Annotated in this window: 18 protein-coding genes; 16 read left to right on the top strand and 2 right to left on the bottom strand. The window is 34.9% G+C overall.

Annotation, left to right across the window (positions count from 1 at the left end; translation table 11 throughout):
- Positions 1 to 16: 16 nt before the first annotated feature.
- Genes cpu_RS11060 through hfq form a run of 3 tightly spaced genes read left to right on the top strand, consistent with a single transcriptional unit; the run spans position 17 to position 2,018 of the window.
- Positions 17 to 790, top strand: coding sequence for a class I SAM-dependent methyltransferase (locus tag cpu_RS11060; protein WP_075860031.1), 774 nt, complete (start codon positions 17 to 19; stop codon positions 788 to 790).
- Positions 787 to 1,722, top strand: coding sequence for a tRNA (adenosine(37)-N6)-dimethylallyltransferase MiaA (gene miaA / locus cpu_RS11055; RefSeq protein ID WP_075860030.1), 936 nt, complete (start codon positions 787 to 789; stop codon positions 1,720 to 1,722). The genes cpu_RS11060 and miaA overlap by 4 nt, the downstream gene beginning before the upstream one ends.
- 38 nt (positions 1,723 to 1,760) lie before the next feature.
- Positions 1,761 to 2,018 carry an RNA chaperone Hfq gene (gene hfq / locus cpu_RS11050; RefSeq protein ID WP_075860029.1) on the top strand — a complete coding sequence of 86 codons (258 nt, stop codon included), beginning with the start codon at positions 1,761 to 1,763 and terminating at the stop codon, positions 2,016 to 2,018.
- Here hfq and cpu_RS11045 read toward each other — a convergent pair.
- Positions 2,015 to 3,355, bottom strand: a complete 1,341-nt coding sequence (locus tag cpu_RS11045) for a divergent polysaccharide deacetylase family protein (protein ID WP_075860028.1) — start codon at positions 3,353 to 3,355, stop codon at positions 2,015 to 2,017. The two genes, hfq and cpu_RS11045, sit on opposite strands and share 4 nt — an antisense overlap.
- Positions 3,356 to 3,429: 74 nt before the next feature.
- On the opposite strand from cpu_RS11045, the gene spoVK reads away from it, so the two are divergent.
- The 12 genes from spoVK (at position 3,430) to cpu_RS10985 (ending at position 13,119) form a co-directional block, all read left to right on the top strand.
- The gene (gene spoVK, locus cpu_RS11040; protein ID WP_075860027.1) at positions 3,430 to 4,338 is read left to right on the top strand and encodes a stage V sporulation protein K; all 909 of its coding nucleotides are present in this window, start codon (positions 3,430 to 3,432) and stop codon (positions 4,336 to 4,338) included.
- Positions 4,339 to 4,356: 18 nt separating this feature from the next.
- Positions 4,357 to 5,571, top strand: coding sequence for a methionine gamma-lyase family protein (locus tag cpu_RS11035; RefSeq protein ID WP_075860026.1), 1,215 nt, complete (start codon positions 4,357 to 4,359; stop codon positions 5,569 to 5,571).
- Positions 5,572 to 5,663: 92 nt separating this feature from the next.
- On the top strand, positions 5,664 to 6,581 hold the full coding sequence (locus cpu_RS11030; RefSeq protein WP_075860025.1) for a hypothetical protein: 918 nt from the start codon (positions 5,664 to 5,666) through the stop codon (positions 6,579 to 6,581).
- 4 nt (positions 6,582 to 6,585) lie between these two features.
- The gene (locus tag cpu_RS11025) at positions 6,586 to 6,999 is read left to right on the top strand and encodes a cytochrome c maturation protein CcmE (RefSeq protein WP_075860024.1); all 414 of its coding nucleotides are present in this window, start codon (positions 6,586 to 6,588) and stop codon (positions 6,997 to 6,999) included.
- 19 nt (positions 7,000 to 7,018) lie between these two features.
- Positions 7,019 to 9,013 (top strand): heme lyase CcmF/NrfE family subunit, encoded by a 1,995-nt coding sequence (locus cpu_RS11020; protein WP_075860023.1) that lies wholly within the window; start codon positions 7,019 to 7,021, stop codon positions 9,011 to 9,013.
- 2 nt (positions 9,014 to 9,015) lie between these two features.
- Positions 9,016 to 9,393: a hypothetical protein gene (locus tag cpu_RS11015; RefSeq protein WP_075860022.1), complete on the top strand. Its 378-nt coding sequence runs from the start codon at positions 9,016 to 9,018 to the stop codon at positions 9,391 to 9,393.
- A complete protein-coding gene (locus cpu_RS11010; protein ID WP_075860021.1) occupies positions 9,394 to 10,368 on the top strand; it encodes an SHOCT domain-containing protein in 975 nt (324 codons plus the stop codon).
- Positions 10,369 to 10,377: 9 nt separating this feature from the next.
- Positions 10,378 to 11,079, top strand: a complete 702-nt coding sequence (ccmA, locus tag cpu_RS11005) for a heme ABC exporter ATP-binding protein CcmA (protein ID WP_075860020.1) — start codon at positions 10,378 to 10,380, stop codon at positions 11,077 to 11,079.
- A complete protein-coding gene (locus cpu_RS11000) occupies positions 11,076 to 11,753 on the top strand; it encodes a heme exporter protein CcmB (protein WP_075860019.1) in 678 nt (225 codons plus the stop codon). The genes ccmA and cpu_RS11000 overlap by 4 nt, the downstream gene beginning before the upstream one ends.
- A gap of 2 nt (positions 11,754 to 11,755) precedes the next feature.
- Positions 11,756 to 12,451, top strand: coding sequence for a cytochrome c biogenesis protein (locus cpu_RS10995; RefSeq protein WP_075860018.1), 696 nt, complete (start codon positions 11,756 to 11,758; stop codon positions 12,449 to 12,451).
- 11 nt (positions 12,452 to 12,462) lie between these two features.
- The gene (locus cpu_RS10990) at positions 12,463 to 12,606 is read left to right on the top strand and encodes a CcmD family protein (RefSeq protein WP_077177320.1); all 144 of its coding nucleotides are present in this window, start codon (positions 12,463 to 12,465) and stop codon (positions 12,604 to 12,606) included.
- Between the two features lie 3 nt (positions 12,607 to 12,609).
- Positions 12,610 to 13,119, top strand: a complete 510-nt coding sequence (locus cpu_RS10985; RefSeq protein ID WP_075860017.1) for a hypothetical protein — start codon at positions 12,610 to 12,612, stop codon at positions 13,117 to 13,119.
- A gap of 23 nt (positions 13,120 to 13,142) precedes the next feature.
- Here the strand turns inward: cpu_RS10985 and lexA are convergent, their stop codons facing one another.
- Positions 13,143 to 13,763 (bottom strand): transcriptional repressor LexA, encoded by a 621-nt coding sequence (lexA, locus tag cpu_RS10980; RefSeq protein WP_439951477.1) that lies wholly within the window; start codon positions 13,761 to 13,763, stop codon positions 13,143 to 13,145.
- A gap of 135 nt (positions 13,764 to 13,898) precedes the next feature.
- Between lexA and cpu_RS10975 the strand changes: the two genes are divergently transcribed.
- The gene (locus cpu_RS10975) at positions 13,899 to 15,413 is read left to right on the top strand and encodes a sigma-54 interaction domain-containing protein (RefSeq protein WP_234970245.1); all 1,515 of its coding nucleotides are present in this window, start codon (positions 13,899 to 13,901) and stop codon (positions 15,411 to 15,413) included.
- Positions 15,414 to 15,426: the final 13 nt, after the last annotated feature.

Genomic DNA, 15,426 nt, shown 5'->3' with positions numbered 1-15,426 from the left:
AGGAGTTTATCAGAAAATGGAAGAAGCTATTATTACCACCAGTTTAAATCCCGATATTTATCAGGTTGAAAGAGCAAAAGAATTAGCTGAAAAATTTGGATTTTTATTTGTGGAACGAAATAAAAAAAGCCTAATAGAAGTTGCCAGGGGACTACCGGTTTTACTTGTGACAAAAAATCGCTTAGAAGTTGTATTTTCTGATAAGACAAAGTTATATTTTCATCCAGGAATGGCAAAAATTAGAATTAAAGGGATCAAAAAAGGGCAACAAGATATTATGGTAAAAGCTATGGGGTTAGCCTCAGGGATGTCTTTATTAGACTGCACTTTAGGTCTTGCACAGGATGGTATTGTTGCTCAGTATGTTATAAAAGACGGTTTAGTGGTCGGATTAGAAAAAAGTAAGATTATTTATGTACTAACGTCCGAAGGCTTGAAAGCTTATGACGAGGATCCTGATTTAATTATACCCATGCGTAAACTTAAAGCGGAATTTGGTGACTTTAATGAATATTTAACTAGTTTACCGCCAAAGAGCTTTGATGTAGTCTATTTTGATCCAATGTTTAAAAATACCACAGGAAAATCTGCTCATATTTTGAGGCTTAGAAAGATTGCTGCTAAGGATTATATTAATAAGTACGTTTTAAAAAAGGCACGAGAAATTGCCAGGGAACGGGTAGTAGTAAAGGGTAGGAAAGAAGAAATAAAAACTTTACCTTTTTTTGATAAAATTATAGCTGGAAATGATAGTGAAATAGCTTTTGGGATTATTGAGGGGCAAATATGAGAGAAAAATTAATTATTATCGTTGGACCTACGGCGGTGGGCAAATCGGCTCTGGGGATTAAACTTGCTAAAAAAATTAGCGGTGAAATTATTTCGGGCGATTCAATGCAAGTATATAAATACATGAATATTGGTACAGCAAAAGTTCTACCAGAAGAAAGGGAGGGGGTTACCCATCATTTAGTCGATATTTTAGAACCTTATGAAAACTATAGTGTTGCTTTGTTCCAACGGGAAGCCAAAAGGTTAATTACCAAGATTAATGGCCAAGGAAAAATTCCAATTATAGTTGGAGGCACGGGGTTATATATTCGCTCAGTAATTGACCCTTATGATTTTTCTGATTTTTCCTTTGACCCTAATTTTCGTAAAGAATTAGAAGAATACGCAAAAACAAATGGAATTCAATCTCTTTATTTGGAATTAGAAAAAGTTGACCCAGTGGCTGCAGCTAAAATACACCCAAATGATTTACGGCGGATTATTAGAGCCTTAGAAGTTTTTAAGAATACAGGTAAGCCTCTAAGTTATTTTTGGGAAAGGGGACGACAATTAAAGCCCCAGTATCAATTTCTTTATTATGGTCTGACAATGGAAAGAACGCTACTATACCAGCGGATAAATGAAAGGGTAGACAATATGATTGCAAAGGGTCTAATTGAGGAAGTAGAAATGCTTCTAAAAATGGGCTTTAAAGAAAGTACTGCAATGCAAGCAATTGGCTATAAAGAAATTGTGGCTTACTTAGAAGGTAAAATTTCTCTTGACGAAGCAATTTATATAATTAAAAGGGATACCCGCAGGTTTGCTAAAAGGCAACTTACCTGGTTTAGACAGGACCCCAGGATTAAGTGGTTTGATTCTGGAAAAGAAAGTTTAGAAAAAATTACCGAAGAAATTATTTATGAGGCAGGAGTAAACAATTTTTTGTAGAATTTTAATTTAAAATAAAGAGAGATGGAGGGAATACAATGACCAAAAATCAATTAAATCTGCAAGATGCTTTTTTAAATCAGGTGCGCAAGGAAAATGTGGGTGTTACAATTTTTTTAATTAATGGCTTTCAGTTAAAGGGTTTTGTAAAAGGATTTGATAATTTTACCGTTATTTTAGAAAGCGAAGGTAAGCAGCATATGATTTACAAACATGCCATTTCCACCATTGTTCCTCAAAAAGCAGTAACAACCTATCTTGCTAAAAATACCAATGATGAAAACACCCCTGCTTAGGGGTGTTTTTTAACGATATCTCTTAAGGTACAAAATTTTGCTCCCTGGGCTTGAAGCGGCGGTAGTGCCGCTTTAAGTGCTTTAACAGTGGGTATTCCGCCTTCAAAGCCAACATGTCCTATAGCAATGCCAAGGCCCTTTTCTTTTGCTATTTTTTGAAGTTGGAAAATTTGCTGTAAAATTTTTTTCTCGTCTTTGCCGTTAATTTCTAAAAAAATATCCCGTTTTAAAACTACGACACCATACTCACTACCTAAAAGAGGAAAAAGTGAGTTTGGTGTAGTTTGACTGTCGATAAATATTAAATTATTTTTTTGGCAGAAACTTAAAATAGTTTGTACCACTTTTTTGTTTTCACAGGCTTTTGAGCCGGTATGATTATTCATTCCTATAGCCCTTGTATTTTCCTTTAGAGCTTCGGTTAACAAAGTTGTAATCTCTTTTTCCGAAAGATTTACCATTACCGGTTTTGGTCCAAGCCAGGAACGTTTATATTTTTTTGGTTCCATCGGTAAATGGATTATTATATCTTTGCCAGCTTGAGCTAAAATTTTTGCTTCTTTTTGGGTATTGTTTAAAAATGGCATAACTGCAGCTGTAAAGGGAAGATCAAGCTTTAAAAATTCATGCCAATTATCACTATTATTACCAAAATCGTCAATTATAATTAATAGTTTTGGTTCGAATTTTACTCTAGAAGTAGGACCTTTGTTATTTAAACTGTTTAATATTGAAGAGGCTAATTGTTGACAAAGATTTTTTAAAAAATCATTATCGCATAACCTTTGATCATCGATAAACCCAATTTCTACTAGTACTCCAGGCGTGCTTGCTGTTAAAATTAAAAAGTCAGCTATTTGAGGTGCTTTAGAGACCTTATAGATTTCATTTAATTTATTTTGGATAAATTCTGCAGGAGCTAAGCTTTTTGGGTTTCTACCATAAAAAACCTGGCCAAAATTTTTCTTTTTAAATTCTCCGGCGTTTACATGGATTGATATGAACAAGTCGGGGTTTAAATTTTCAATATACTTTTTGCGATTAAATACGTCTTTAAAGTGACGAGCACCAGGTCCTGGATAGAGTTTTGCTAAATCAGTATCATTATCTCTGGTTAAAATGACAAGAGCCCCAGATTTTTCTAAAAATTGTTTAAGATATAATGAAGCTTTTAAATTTATTTCTTTTTCCAATAAGTTACTATGAATTGTGCCTGGGTCAATTCCTCCATGACCTGGATCAATAACTATTAATGGAGGTTGAAGATTACCGTAAGCTCCAAGTGAGGTGTTGTTAACAATTAAAATAAAAAAAATAAAAAATAAAAGTTTTTTCATATTTATAACCTCCTCTTTAATAATTTGTTTAAAAAAGGTTTATTTTATTCTCTGGTTGAAGAGGAGGAAAGCCAATGAGGGTAACGTTAATAAATTCTGTTAATATTATTGCAACAAAAAAAGAAGAAGCCACAAAAATTCCTGAAATGGACGGGTTGGACTCAATATCGGAGATTTTACAAGAATTAAACCGTATGGTCGGTTTAGCTGAAGTAAAAGAAATGGTTTTAGAGATGTATGCCCTGGCCCAAATTCATAAAAAAAGAATACAGGAAAAGCTCAAAACAAATAATTTAAGCTGGCATATGGTTTTTAAAGGAAATCCTGGTACCGGAAAAACTACTGTTGCTAGGATAATTGGTAAACTTTTTAAAGAAATTGGTTTTCTTGCTAAAGGGCATTTAGTCGAAGTGGAGCGGGCTGATTTAGTTGGCGAGTATATTGGTCACACTGCCTTAAAAACCAGGGAACAAATTAAAAAAGCTTTGGGTGGGATTTTGTTTGTGGATGAAGCATACTCCCTGGCCAGAGGTGGGGAAAAAGATTTTGGCCGTGAAGCAATTGATGTTCTCGTGAAAGGAGCTGAAGATTATAGGGAAAATTTAATCATTATCTTGGCCGGCTATTATTCTGAAATGAATCATCTTATAGAGCAAAATCCTGGACTTAAATCTCGCTTTCCAATTGAAATTACTTTTCCCGATTATACTGATGAAGAGCTTTTTTTAATTGCTGAAAAATTTTTAGAAGATTGGGAGTACCAGCTTTCTGCCGATGCAGCGTATTTTTTAAGATATAAGCTTAAATATCTTGATCAAACTACAAAAAGTAGTGGAAATGCCCGCTTAATTAGAAACATTATTGAAAAGTCGATAAGACGTCAGGCAGTGAGGCTTTTGGGAAAAAGTAAAGTAACTAAAAATGACCTATTATTTTTAGAAAAAGAAGATGTAGAAAAAGCTATTTGGGGATTAAATCTTTAACAAAGGAGAAGGAGTTTTATGTTAAATATACCTCATGAAGTAAAAAAGCAATTTGAAATAATTGATACTATAATCTATACTAATGCCAAAAAAGTACAAAGAGCTTTTGGGGAAGCACGGATAAGTCAATCGGATTTTTCGTATGTTACGGGGTATGGCTATGGGGATACTGGTAGAGAAAAAACCGAAAAGGTTTTTGCCTCTTTTTTTGGTGCCGAAGATGCCTTGGTGCGACCGCAGATTGTTTCGGGGACTCATGCAATTACTTTAGGGCTTTTTGCAATACTAAGACCTGGCGATGAACTATTGGTTTTTGGCAATCCCTATAAAACTTTTGAAGAAGTCATTGGAAAAAGAGGCAAAAATCAAGGTTCCTTAAAGGAATGGGGTATAAGCTATAAAATTCTCCCTTTTACTACAAATCTCAATGAATTAGAGATTATTTTTCAAAATAATATTTCCTCTAAAACTAAATTACTTTTTCTTCAAAAATCCAGGGGTTATGAGCTCCGACCTTCGCTTTTGAATGAGGAAATAAAACTTATCATTAAGATTGCTAAAAAGTATAACCCTAACTTAATTGTCTTTGTTGACAACTGTTATGGTGAAATGGTGGAAACCACTGAACCTATAGAAATGGGGGCTGATTTAGTTGCCGGTTCTCTAATAAAAAACCTTGGAGCCGGTATTGCTCCTACTGGCGGTTATTTGGCAGGAAAGAGAGAATTAATTGAACAGGCTGCTTATCGTTTGACTGCTCCTGGTTTGGGTAAAGAAGTCGGCCCTTCATTAGGAATAGCTAGAAATATTTTACAAGGTTTTTATTTTGCTCCTAAAGTGGTGGGGGAAGCACATAAAATTGCGGTACTTTTGGCTTATTTTTTAGAACTGGCAGGAATAGAGGTTTTACCAGGTCCTTTTGCCAAACGAGGTGATATTGTCCAAACTTTAATTTTTCATGAAAAAGATAAAATGTTAAATTTTGTTCAATCAGTACAAAAAATATCACCTATAGATAATTTTGTAACCATTGAACCTTCTTTATTACCCGGATATGATGCTCCGGTAGTAATGGCATCGGGTAGTTTTGTATCTGGTTCATCCATAGATTTATCTGCTGATGGACCCTTTGTTCCGCCCTACATTGTTTATTATCAAGGTGGTATTGCCCTAGAATATGGGATAATGTTAGTGGAAAGCCTTAGTGACAAATTTTCCATAAACTATTTTTAGCGAATAAAAAGGGTTTTGGGGTTCATTGTCGAAATAATCATAATGAAATGCTTTACTATACACCATAATACTATCGTTTGGGGAGTGGTTAAATGTCAAAGCAGCGATTCTGGCCAAGCATTTTTCTTTTGGCCGTATTTGTGATTTTTTTTATTAGTCCGGTTTTAGCCCAGGAACCGGTAGTATCACAATTTTTTGATGTAAATGTTCTTCCGGAATATGATACGCCGGGGAAAGTTTTAACGACGCTTTCCGGGATTATTCAAAATCAAGGAAACACTGACTTAAAAGAATTAACCTTTACTATTCCTAGCGATTCAAGTATTGATAAAGTTGCCTTTGTCCGCGAAACTGGGGAACTTACCTATTTACCGTTTAATTTAGAAAATAAAGGGAATCAAGCTGTTTTAAAAATAACTTTAAATCCTGTTGTCAAACCTAACAAGCAACTAAATATTTTTATTCAATTTCATTTTGGTAATTTAATTTTGACTGAAAAGAAAGTAGATGCTATACTTAATTTTCCTTTTACGGCTAAAAGGTTAAATGTCAAAATTTTAGAGCCGCAAGGTGCCGGACTTTTTAAGACCAACCTACAAAATGATTTACTAACCCAAACCCATGAAGGATTGAAACTTCACAGTTTTACTCTAGAGAATAAAAATGTTCTTTCTTTTAACTTTTCTTACTCCCGAACTGATACCACGCCAGTTATGCCTAAAGAAGATTATCAGTCGGCATTAAGCCGTTTACAAGAACAGGCGAAGGCAGAGCAAAAAACCAATGCTGCTAAATCGTCGAATAATTCTAGCCTTATCGCTGGTATAATTATAATTTTTGTGATTTTAGCTATTGGTGGAACAATTGCCTATTACCTGGTAAGATCAAAAAGTGAATCTCAAAGAGAAGCGGTTAATAAAAAAGTATTAAGAAAAATGCTAATTGAAGGGAAGATAACCGAAGAAGAGTACCGGAGACTTCTTAAAAAATCCTTAGAACAGGAGGGTTAAGAGAGTGAATCAAAGGGCAAAAGTTTTAGTGGGAAGTAGTATTATTGTTATTGCCATAGCTTTTCTTTTTATTTCGGCTTTTGCTTCCTCCGGAAAGAGCTATTCTTTGCAAGTAGATGAGGCTGTTTATAAAATCGTTTATGAAAATGCCAAAGACGAAAAAATGCGAATTGAAGGACGGGTATTACCTGGATCTGTTTCCTGGAACGCAAAATCTCTAGAATTAAAGTTTGTAATGATTCCAATAAAAGGTTCCGCAAAAAGTCAATTACCAGTAATATATAATGATGTTAAACCTGATAATTTTGAGCATCCTGAGGCGCAGATTGTTGTTGAGGGAAAATACGATGGCAATGTCTTTAAAGCAGATACCTTATTAGTTAAATGCCCTTCAAAATACGAGAAAAAACAACAATAAAATCAGGAGGCAGGTATAAATGGATAATTTATTTTTAGCAAGTGTTGGTAGTTTTGCCTTACTGCTTGGTTTTTTATTAAGCGCTTATGCCACAATAGCTGGTATAATTGCCCAACGGTCGAATAATAATACTTTAGCTGAAAGTGTTAAAGGTGCTTCTATCGCAATTGCTGTTACGACTACAATTGCAGTAGTAATAATGGAAGTATTTCTCATAAGCGGGCAATTTGCTATAGCCTATGTAGCCCATTATACAAGTTCCGATTTGCCACTTTTTTACCGTTTTTCAGCTCTTTGGGCTGGGAATGAAGGCTCTCTCTTATTATGGGCGTGGGTTTTAAGCTTATATAGTTTAGCAATTGCTTTAAACAATATAGTACCAAAAATAAAACCAATAGCTTTAACAATTCTTAATATTAACAATTTATTCTTTTTGTTTATTTTGTCTTTTGTCTCAAAACCCTTTGTAATATTAAACCCGGCTCCTGTTGAAGGAAATGGCTTAAATCCCTTATTACAAAATCCGGGCATGGTAATTCATCCAATTGCGGTGTATCTAGGTTATGTTGGTTTTGCTGTACCTTTTGCCTTTGCGATGGCGGCAGTTTTAGCCAAATATCCCGGTGATGAATGGATAAAAGTTACCCGCCGGTGGACAGTTTTAGCTTGGCTTTTTCTAAGTATTGGGAATTTAACCGGGATGGAGTGGGCTTATGTCGAACTTGGCTGGGGAGGATATTGGGCCTGGGATCCTGTGGAAAACGCATCTTTTATGCCCTGGCTTACTGGTAGTGCATTTTTACATTCAGTGATGGTTCAAGAACGGAAAGATATGTTGAAGGTCTGGAATATTTTCCTAATAAGTATTACTTATGTCTTAACTCTTTTTGGAACATTTTTAACAAGAAGTGGTATTTTATCTTCCGTTCATGCTTTTGCTGATCAGGGTTTAGGTCGATACTTCCTTGTTTTTACTGTTCTTGCTTTGTTTAGCTCTTTATATCTTTTAGTCGATCGACTATCCTTTTTAAAAGAAGGAAAAGAATTTGAGTCAGTAATTTCTAAGGAAAGTAGTTTTTTGCTTAATAACCTCTTACTGGTGGGAGCTGCTTTTGCAACTTTTTGGGGGACAACCTTTCCCTTGTTTTCTGAACTTTTTACCGGCGAAAAAGTTACCGTTGGTGCTCCTTTCTTTAATACAGTAAATATGCCGATATTCTTAGCGTTTATTTTGTTGATGGGGGTTTGTCCTTTGATTGCCTGGAGAAAGGCGTCTATTAACCACATTGTCAGAAATTTTGCCATTCCTTTGGTTATTGCCTTAGCTATTACGGTTTATTTAATTATTATTGGCATCCAGAAGCCCTGGGCTATAGCTTCTTATTTCATTAATTCTTTTGTTCTTTTAACAACTTTATATGAAATATTCAAAGGCGTTAAGACCAGAACTAAGCTAACCGGAGAAAATTTTGTAAAGGCTTTAGTGAATCTTTTTGTTAAAAATCGAAGAAGATATGGTGGCTACATTATTCATATAGGTTTGGTCTTAATTGCAATAGGGATTACCGGATCATCCCTTTACGATGTTGAAAAAAATATTACCTTGAATATTAATGATAAAGTTACAGTGAAAAACTATACCTTGGTCTTTAAAGGGTTAAGAGAAACGAAATTGAAAAACGTTGATGCGGTGATAGCAGATCTTGATGTATACATCGGGAATAAATATCTTACTCACCTAACCCCTTCGAAAAACTTTTATCCCAATGAACCCAATCCAACCAGTGAAGTAGCCATAAAAGGTTCTCTTAAAGAAGATTTATATGTAGTTTTAGCTGGTTGGGAAAATCAGGATACAGCAATTTTTAAAATAAAAGTAAATCCATTAATTGCATGGATTTGGATTGGTGGTTATTTCCTAATCTTTGGAACACTTTTTGCGCTCTGGCCAGGAAAAGGTGCAGATAGTGGCCCAAAGGTTATACCTGCAACAAGTTTAGCTAAGGAGGCTTAAAAATGGCCATTGTTCTTGATATTTTGCTTTTAGGCTTATGCGGATTCTTAGTTGCTTATCCTTTTTTTCTTAAAACTGAAACTGAAAAAACTGGTACTCATTCTCTAAAAGAAAAGCTTTTAAGAGACAAGGAAGCAGTCTTTAAAGCCTTAAGCGAAATTGAGTTTGATTTTCACATGGGAAAAATTTCTGAAAAAGATTATGAGGAACTTAAAAACCGTTATATGAAAGAGGCCAGTTTGGTAATGAATGCTTTTAACGAACTTATTGGAGAGAAAAAAGACAGGAAATCGGAACGGGTTTCAAGTATCGAACGAGATATAGAAAAAGAAATTGAAGAAGAGTTAAGGAAACTTCGAAATAAGAAGCGGAGGGATTAAATGAGGACTAAAATATGGTCAACCCTTAAATATATTATTGTAATATTTTCCATTTTAGTGTTTTCCAATTTAGTGTTTTCCAATACGGTTGCGTTGGCTGATTCTAAGCCGGTAATAAAGTTAAACCATATTTTTATAACCAAAAAAGATTCTAATGTTAACATTCAGCAAATAATCCAAATTGACGTTCCAAAGGGATATAAGGAGCAACGGGAAGGAAAGGTAATTAAAGCTTTTATTCCCTTGCCTGCTGGCTTTAATAATGTTACTATCAATGGCTTAAGTAAAGAGGAATTTGTTGAATTAAAAGATGGATTGGGGATTGTTACAATACCTGAATCACCCCTAAAATTAAGTATTAATTATTTACTCCCCTTTAATGAAAATAGCAGTATTAATTTATCTTATCCTTATGCTTGTGAAATGTTAGCGGTGTTAACTATACCCGGAGAACTTGCAGTTAAAAGTAATAGCTTAACCCCCCAAGGAGTACTGGACATTACTGGTAAATCCTTTGATGTATACGCTACCGGTAATTTAAATGAAAATACGCCTATTAGTTTTGAACTTGTTAAAGGACAAGGAAATTTACAAAAAGCGCCAGAAGTTTATAATGAAGAACCTGTAAACTTAAAGTTTCATAGTCCTGAACATATACAACGTTGGAAGAATTCCCCATTAGGGAATACAAATCCCCACCTTTGGCTTGCTTTTTTAATTTTTGTAATTGGTGGAATTGTTGTAGCTTTAATAATGTTATACCGTAATAAACAAGATACCCTCGACGAAGAAGAATTTTTAGAAAAAGTTACAAAATTAAAAGAGGAAGAAAGGGAAATTCTAGCGAAAATCGAAATTTTAGACGATAAGTATGATAAAGGAGAAGTATTAGAAGAAGAGTATAATGAATTATTAAATCACTATAAAGATCAACTTAAAAAGGTGAAAATCGAACTTAAAAAACTGTCGGAATAGGTGTTCAATATGATTGAAATGAAAGATATCACTAAAAAAATAGGCGATAAAATAATTTTAAAAAATATTAGCTTTAATATTTCTTCAGGACAATTTGTTACAGTGCTTGGACCAAATGGTGCTGGAAAAAGCACTTTGTTTAAAATTCTTGCTCTTTTAATGAAACCAACTTCTGGTACCCTGAAGATAAATGGAGTTACTGTAAATGAAAGTGGAATAGCTCTTAGGGCTAAACTGGGGGTAATTTCTCACAATTCTTTTCTTTATGATTCTCTTTCTGCCCGGGATAATTTACTATTTTATGCAAAAATGTATGGGTTAAAAAATGCTGAAAGGGCCGTAAAAGAAGTTATTCAGCAGGTGGGGTTAGAACTTAGTTACTACCAACCTGTAAAAACCTTTTCTCGGGGAATGCTGCAGCGTTTAGCAATAGCCCGTTGTTTGTTAACTAATCCCGAAATTGTACTTCTTGACGAACCATATACCGGACTTGACCAACAGGCAATAGAAATTTTAAATAAAGTTTTAAAGACTTTGAAAACGGAAAAACGTACGGTATTAATGATAACTCATAACTTTGAAGAAGGGGTGACCTTAAGTGACCGCATTTTTATTTTAAATCGGGGACAGTTGGTTTTCGATGAACCTAATACTTATGTTTTAGACACATTAAAAGAAATATACCTTAAAAAGGTTGGGGTTTTTTCATGACTTTCTTAAAAAAAGCTTTTGCCATCGTAGAAAAGGATTTAAAAGCTGAATTTCAGTCGAAAGAAATGCTAAGTGTAATGCTAGTATTCGCATTAATTGTTTTAGTGATTTTTAACTTTGCTTTTGATGTAAAAAAGCAAATAGTTCAAGATATATTTCCTGGAATGATATGGATTACCTTCTTTTTTTCGGGATTACTAGGCTTAAACCGCTCTTTCTTTATCGAAAAGCATCAAGACTGTTTGTTGGGTTTAATGTTAGCACCTGTTGATCGCAGTGTAATTTTCTTGGGAAAGATGTTGAGCAATTTTATCTTTTTAATACTTATCGAAATCTTGACTTTGCCATTATTTTTTATCTTTTTAAATATTTCCATACCGAAAAGCTTAGGTTTTTTCGTTCTAATATTGTTTTTAGGTAGTTTAGGATTTGTAGCTATTGGGACATTTTTGGCAGCGCTTTCGGTAAATACCAGGGCCAGCGATATTTTGCTTCCTGTTTTGCTCTTTCCGGTGCTGATACCGGTAGTTTTGGGCAGTGTAGCCGCAACTAAAGGTATTTTTTTAAATCTTCCTTTTACGGAGTGGAGTATTTGGTTAAAAATATTAGGAGTTTACGACCTACTCTTTATTGTTGTTCCGTTTATGCTGTTTGAAATTTTACTGGAGGTGTAGGGATGGGAAAAAACAACTGGTGGGAGTTCGTATTGGGAGGAATAGCCTATTTAAGCATTGCGGTAGCCCTTTATTTAGTATTTCTGGTGGCACCGGAAGAAAAAATAATGGGGATTGTCCAAAAAATCTTTTACTTTCATGTACCTTCAGCCTGGGTAGCCTTTTTAGCCTTTTTTGTTGTCTTTATTGGTAGTATTATGTTTCTTTTAAAGAGAGATTACTACTGGGATGCGGTGAGTTTAGCCTCAGCAGAGATTGGGGTAGTATTTACCACTATTGTCATTACCACGGGTCCTATTTGGGCAAGAACTGTTTGGAATGCGTGGTGGACGTGGGACCCAAAATTAACGACGGCGATAATTATGTGGTTTATTTATTTAGCATATGTGGTCTTAAGGCTTGCTGCTGGTGAAGAAGAAAAGACTGCTCGCTTTGCTGCAATCTTTGGTATTATCGGTTTTCTTGATGTACCGCTGGTTTTTGCTGCTGGTCGCTGGTGGCAAAAGACTTTTCACCCAATTATTTTTAATAATCCCAGTGGTGGTTTAGACCCATCGATGAAGCCTGCATTTTTTGCCAGCCTTATTGCTTTTACCTTTTTATACGCTTATTTTTTACTAAAGAGTACTAGGATTAATTTAGCCCGCAGGGAATTAAACCGCTTAAAAGATGCGGTTAACGAAAAAATTTATGGTTAGGAGGTTGAAAAATGGATAAACTGACTGCTCTTGCCTTGGCTTATTTTGTAATTTGGACGTTAATCTTTCTTTATACTTTAGTCCTTGGACAGAGGCAAAAACAAATTAATAAAGAATTAACCTTAATTAAAGATGTTTTAAATAAAAGGAGTTAAACTATGAAACGGGCTCTTCTGGTTTTTTTCTTGTTTTGGGGGTTAGTCTTGGGGGCATTTGGAGCCATAAATTTTCATGAGAATAAGGCAGAAAAACTTAACCTGGCTCCTGAAATCTTTGCAGAGATGTATCGGGTAGAAGATGTGAAGGGGGATGCGGCTATTGCTGCTGTTAATGACTTACACGGAAAAATAATTGACATTAAAGCTGCGGAAGTCATAACATATAGGAATTTCGCAGAAGACGCCCGGATTTGGATTTCTCAAGCTTATACTGTTTCTGATGCGGTGTATTTGTGCGAATTGATGGACCGGAAAATAAAGGCTAGTATTGGCAAAAGTCCCTTCAGCTATCCGGAGAGTTTTAAACAGCAAGGAATAAAAATTTATAAAACTTACGGTATGGGAAAAGTGCACTATTATTATCAAAGCAAAGATAAGGTATTCTGGTTAGAGTTGCCACCGGAACAGCACCAGGAGCTTTTGGCAAAAGCTCTTGAAATATGGAAATAAGCCAGCGAAAGCGCTGGCTTATTCTAGTATTTTCTAAAAAGACCTATTACTTTTCCTAAAATTTTGGCTTCACGATCTACTATTATCGGTTCATACTTGGAATTGGCAGGAATAAGTTTAATCGAGCCCTGGTGTAAATCCTTCCAAAATTTCTTTACGGTTACTTCCCCTTCAAGATAAGCCACAATGATATCCCCATTTTCGGCAGTTTCTTGTTTTTTAACGATAATTATATCTCCCGGCAAAATGCCTGCCTCAATCATACTATCGCCTTTAATTCGCAGAGCAAATAAATCCCCTTCTGGAAAAAGAGCTTTTGGTAACTGGAAAACTTCGTCGGGATTTTCTACTGCTAAAACTGGATGGCCAGCAGCTACATTCCCTAAAAGGGGTACCGCTCTTACTTCTTCAATGTTATAATCTAATATTTCTAAGGCTCTGGGTTTTGTAGGATTTCGCTGTAAGATTCCTTTTGCTTCTAAATTTCTTAGATGATGGTGAACCGTGGAGGGCGAGCTTAATCCAACTCCCTGGCAAATTTCCCTAATTGTTGGGGGATAACCTTTATCACTTATGTATTGCTTTATAAACGTTAAAATTTTTTTCTCCTGATGGGAAAGAACGGAATTTTTCAACCAAATCACCTCGAAACTTTGCTTTTAAATTTATTATAATATTGTTTTTATAATTTGGAAACATAAGTTCGAATATTTTTGCAGGAAAACACTTGTAACTTATAGAATTATCTTTAAAAATTTTAAAAGTAAGGTGGTTGGCAGGTGGAAGTACTATTTTTTGGGGAAGAAATACCGTCTTTTTTAACCAAAACCAAGGTTCGACAAATTCAAGATTTAGGTCAGACAATTTTAAATAGTTTTGAGTATTTTGTTACCGATAAAAAGGGCATAAGACAAATTGAAAACCTGATTATAGCCCAGAAAATGCGAGAAGAGCTATTAAAAATCTTAGATTCCCTCCAAGAAGGAATTGAAATTGCCGACGAAAAGGGGGAAATAAAATATGTAAATCAAGCTTTTACCAGAATCACTGGGATAGAAAAAGATGAAAGAATTGGCAAAAACATTTTTGAGGTATCGCCAAAGGGAGCCTTAGCCCAGGCGATAAGCACAAAACGGCCGGTTATAGGCTATAGAACTTTAGTTGGTGGTAGTATGGCCGAAGTTGTATCCAATGCAGTGCCAATTATTATTGATGGCCTGTTAGCGGGAGGAGCTGTTGTCTTTCAAGCGGTTACGGATATCTTGAAAATTAGCGAGCAACTAAGCAGAACCCAGGAAATGTTAGAAAGCTTTACGCAAAAGCTTTCCGAATTATCTGGGTGTCGCTATACTTTTAACGATATCATAGGTACCGATGAAAAACTTTTATATGCAAAAAAAATTGCCAAGAAAGCTGCCAAAAGCGATGCAACTGTTTTGCTTTTAGGTGAAAGTGGAACTGGAAAAGAGCTTTTTGCCCAGGCAATTCACATGGAAAGTAAAAGAGCTTCCAAGCCGTTTATAAAAATTAATTGTGCGGCAATTCCAGAAAATTTATTAGAAAGTGAATTATTTGGTTATGAGCGAGGTGCTTTTACTGGAGCTATTAAAACCAAAATGGGTAAATTTGAATTAGCAAATCAGGGTACAATATTTTTAGATGAAATTGGTGATATGGATTTATTATTGCAAGCAAAACTCTTACGAGTGCTGGAGGATAAACAGTTTGAAAGGGTCGGTGGTGTTGAAACCATTACCACCGATGTGCGGGTAATTGCCGCAACTAACCGTGACTTAAAGGCAATGGTAAAAGAAGGTAAATTTAGGGAAGACTTATATTTTCGTCTTAAAGTAATCGATATTGAATTACCGCCTTTAAGACTAAGGGCGAAAGAAGATATTTTATTGATTGCTAACAACATTATAAACAAGTTAAATCGACGTTTAGGTAAAAGGGTGAAAGGATTAACACCAAAAGCACAGGAACTATTTCTTAATTACCCCTGGCCAGGAAATATTCGGGAATTAGAGAACCTTTTAGAACGTACTATTATTTTAGCAGACGATCAATATTTAGATGAGCATCACTTTTATGGTTACTTTCAAGAGGTAAGTGAACAAGTAGATTCAGGCAAAGCTTACCCGATTAAAAACTTAGCTGAAATAGAAAAAGAAGTAATAAGTTTAGCTTTAGAGAAATATGGCCGGTCCCTGGCAGCTAAAAGATTAATTGCGGAAAAATTAGGTATTTCTATTGCAAGTCTCTACAATAAAATAAAAAGATATAATCTATAAATTATAAATTTAA

It is taken from the genome of Carboxydothermus pertinax, from assembly GCF_001950255.1.
Taxonomy (GTDB): domain Bacteria; phylum Bacillota; class Z-2901; order Carboxydothermales; family Carboxydothermaceae; genus Carboxydothermus; species Carboxydothermus pertinax.
The sequence above is the reverse complement of the archived record's forward strand: the minus strand, read 5'-3'. Positions and strand labels throughout refer to the sequence as shown.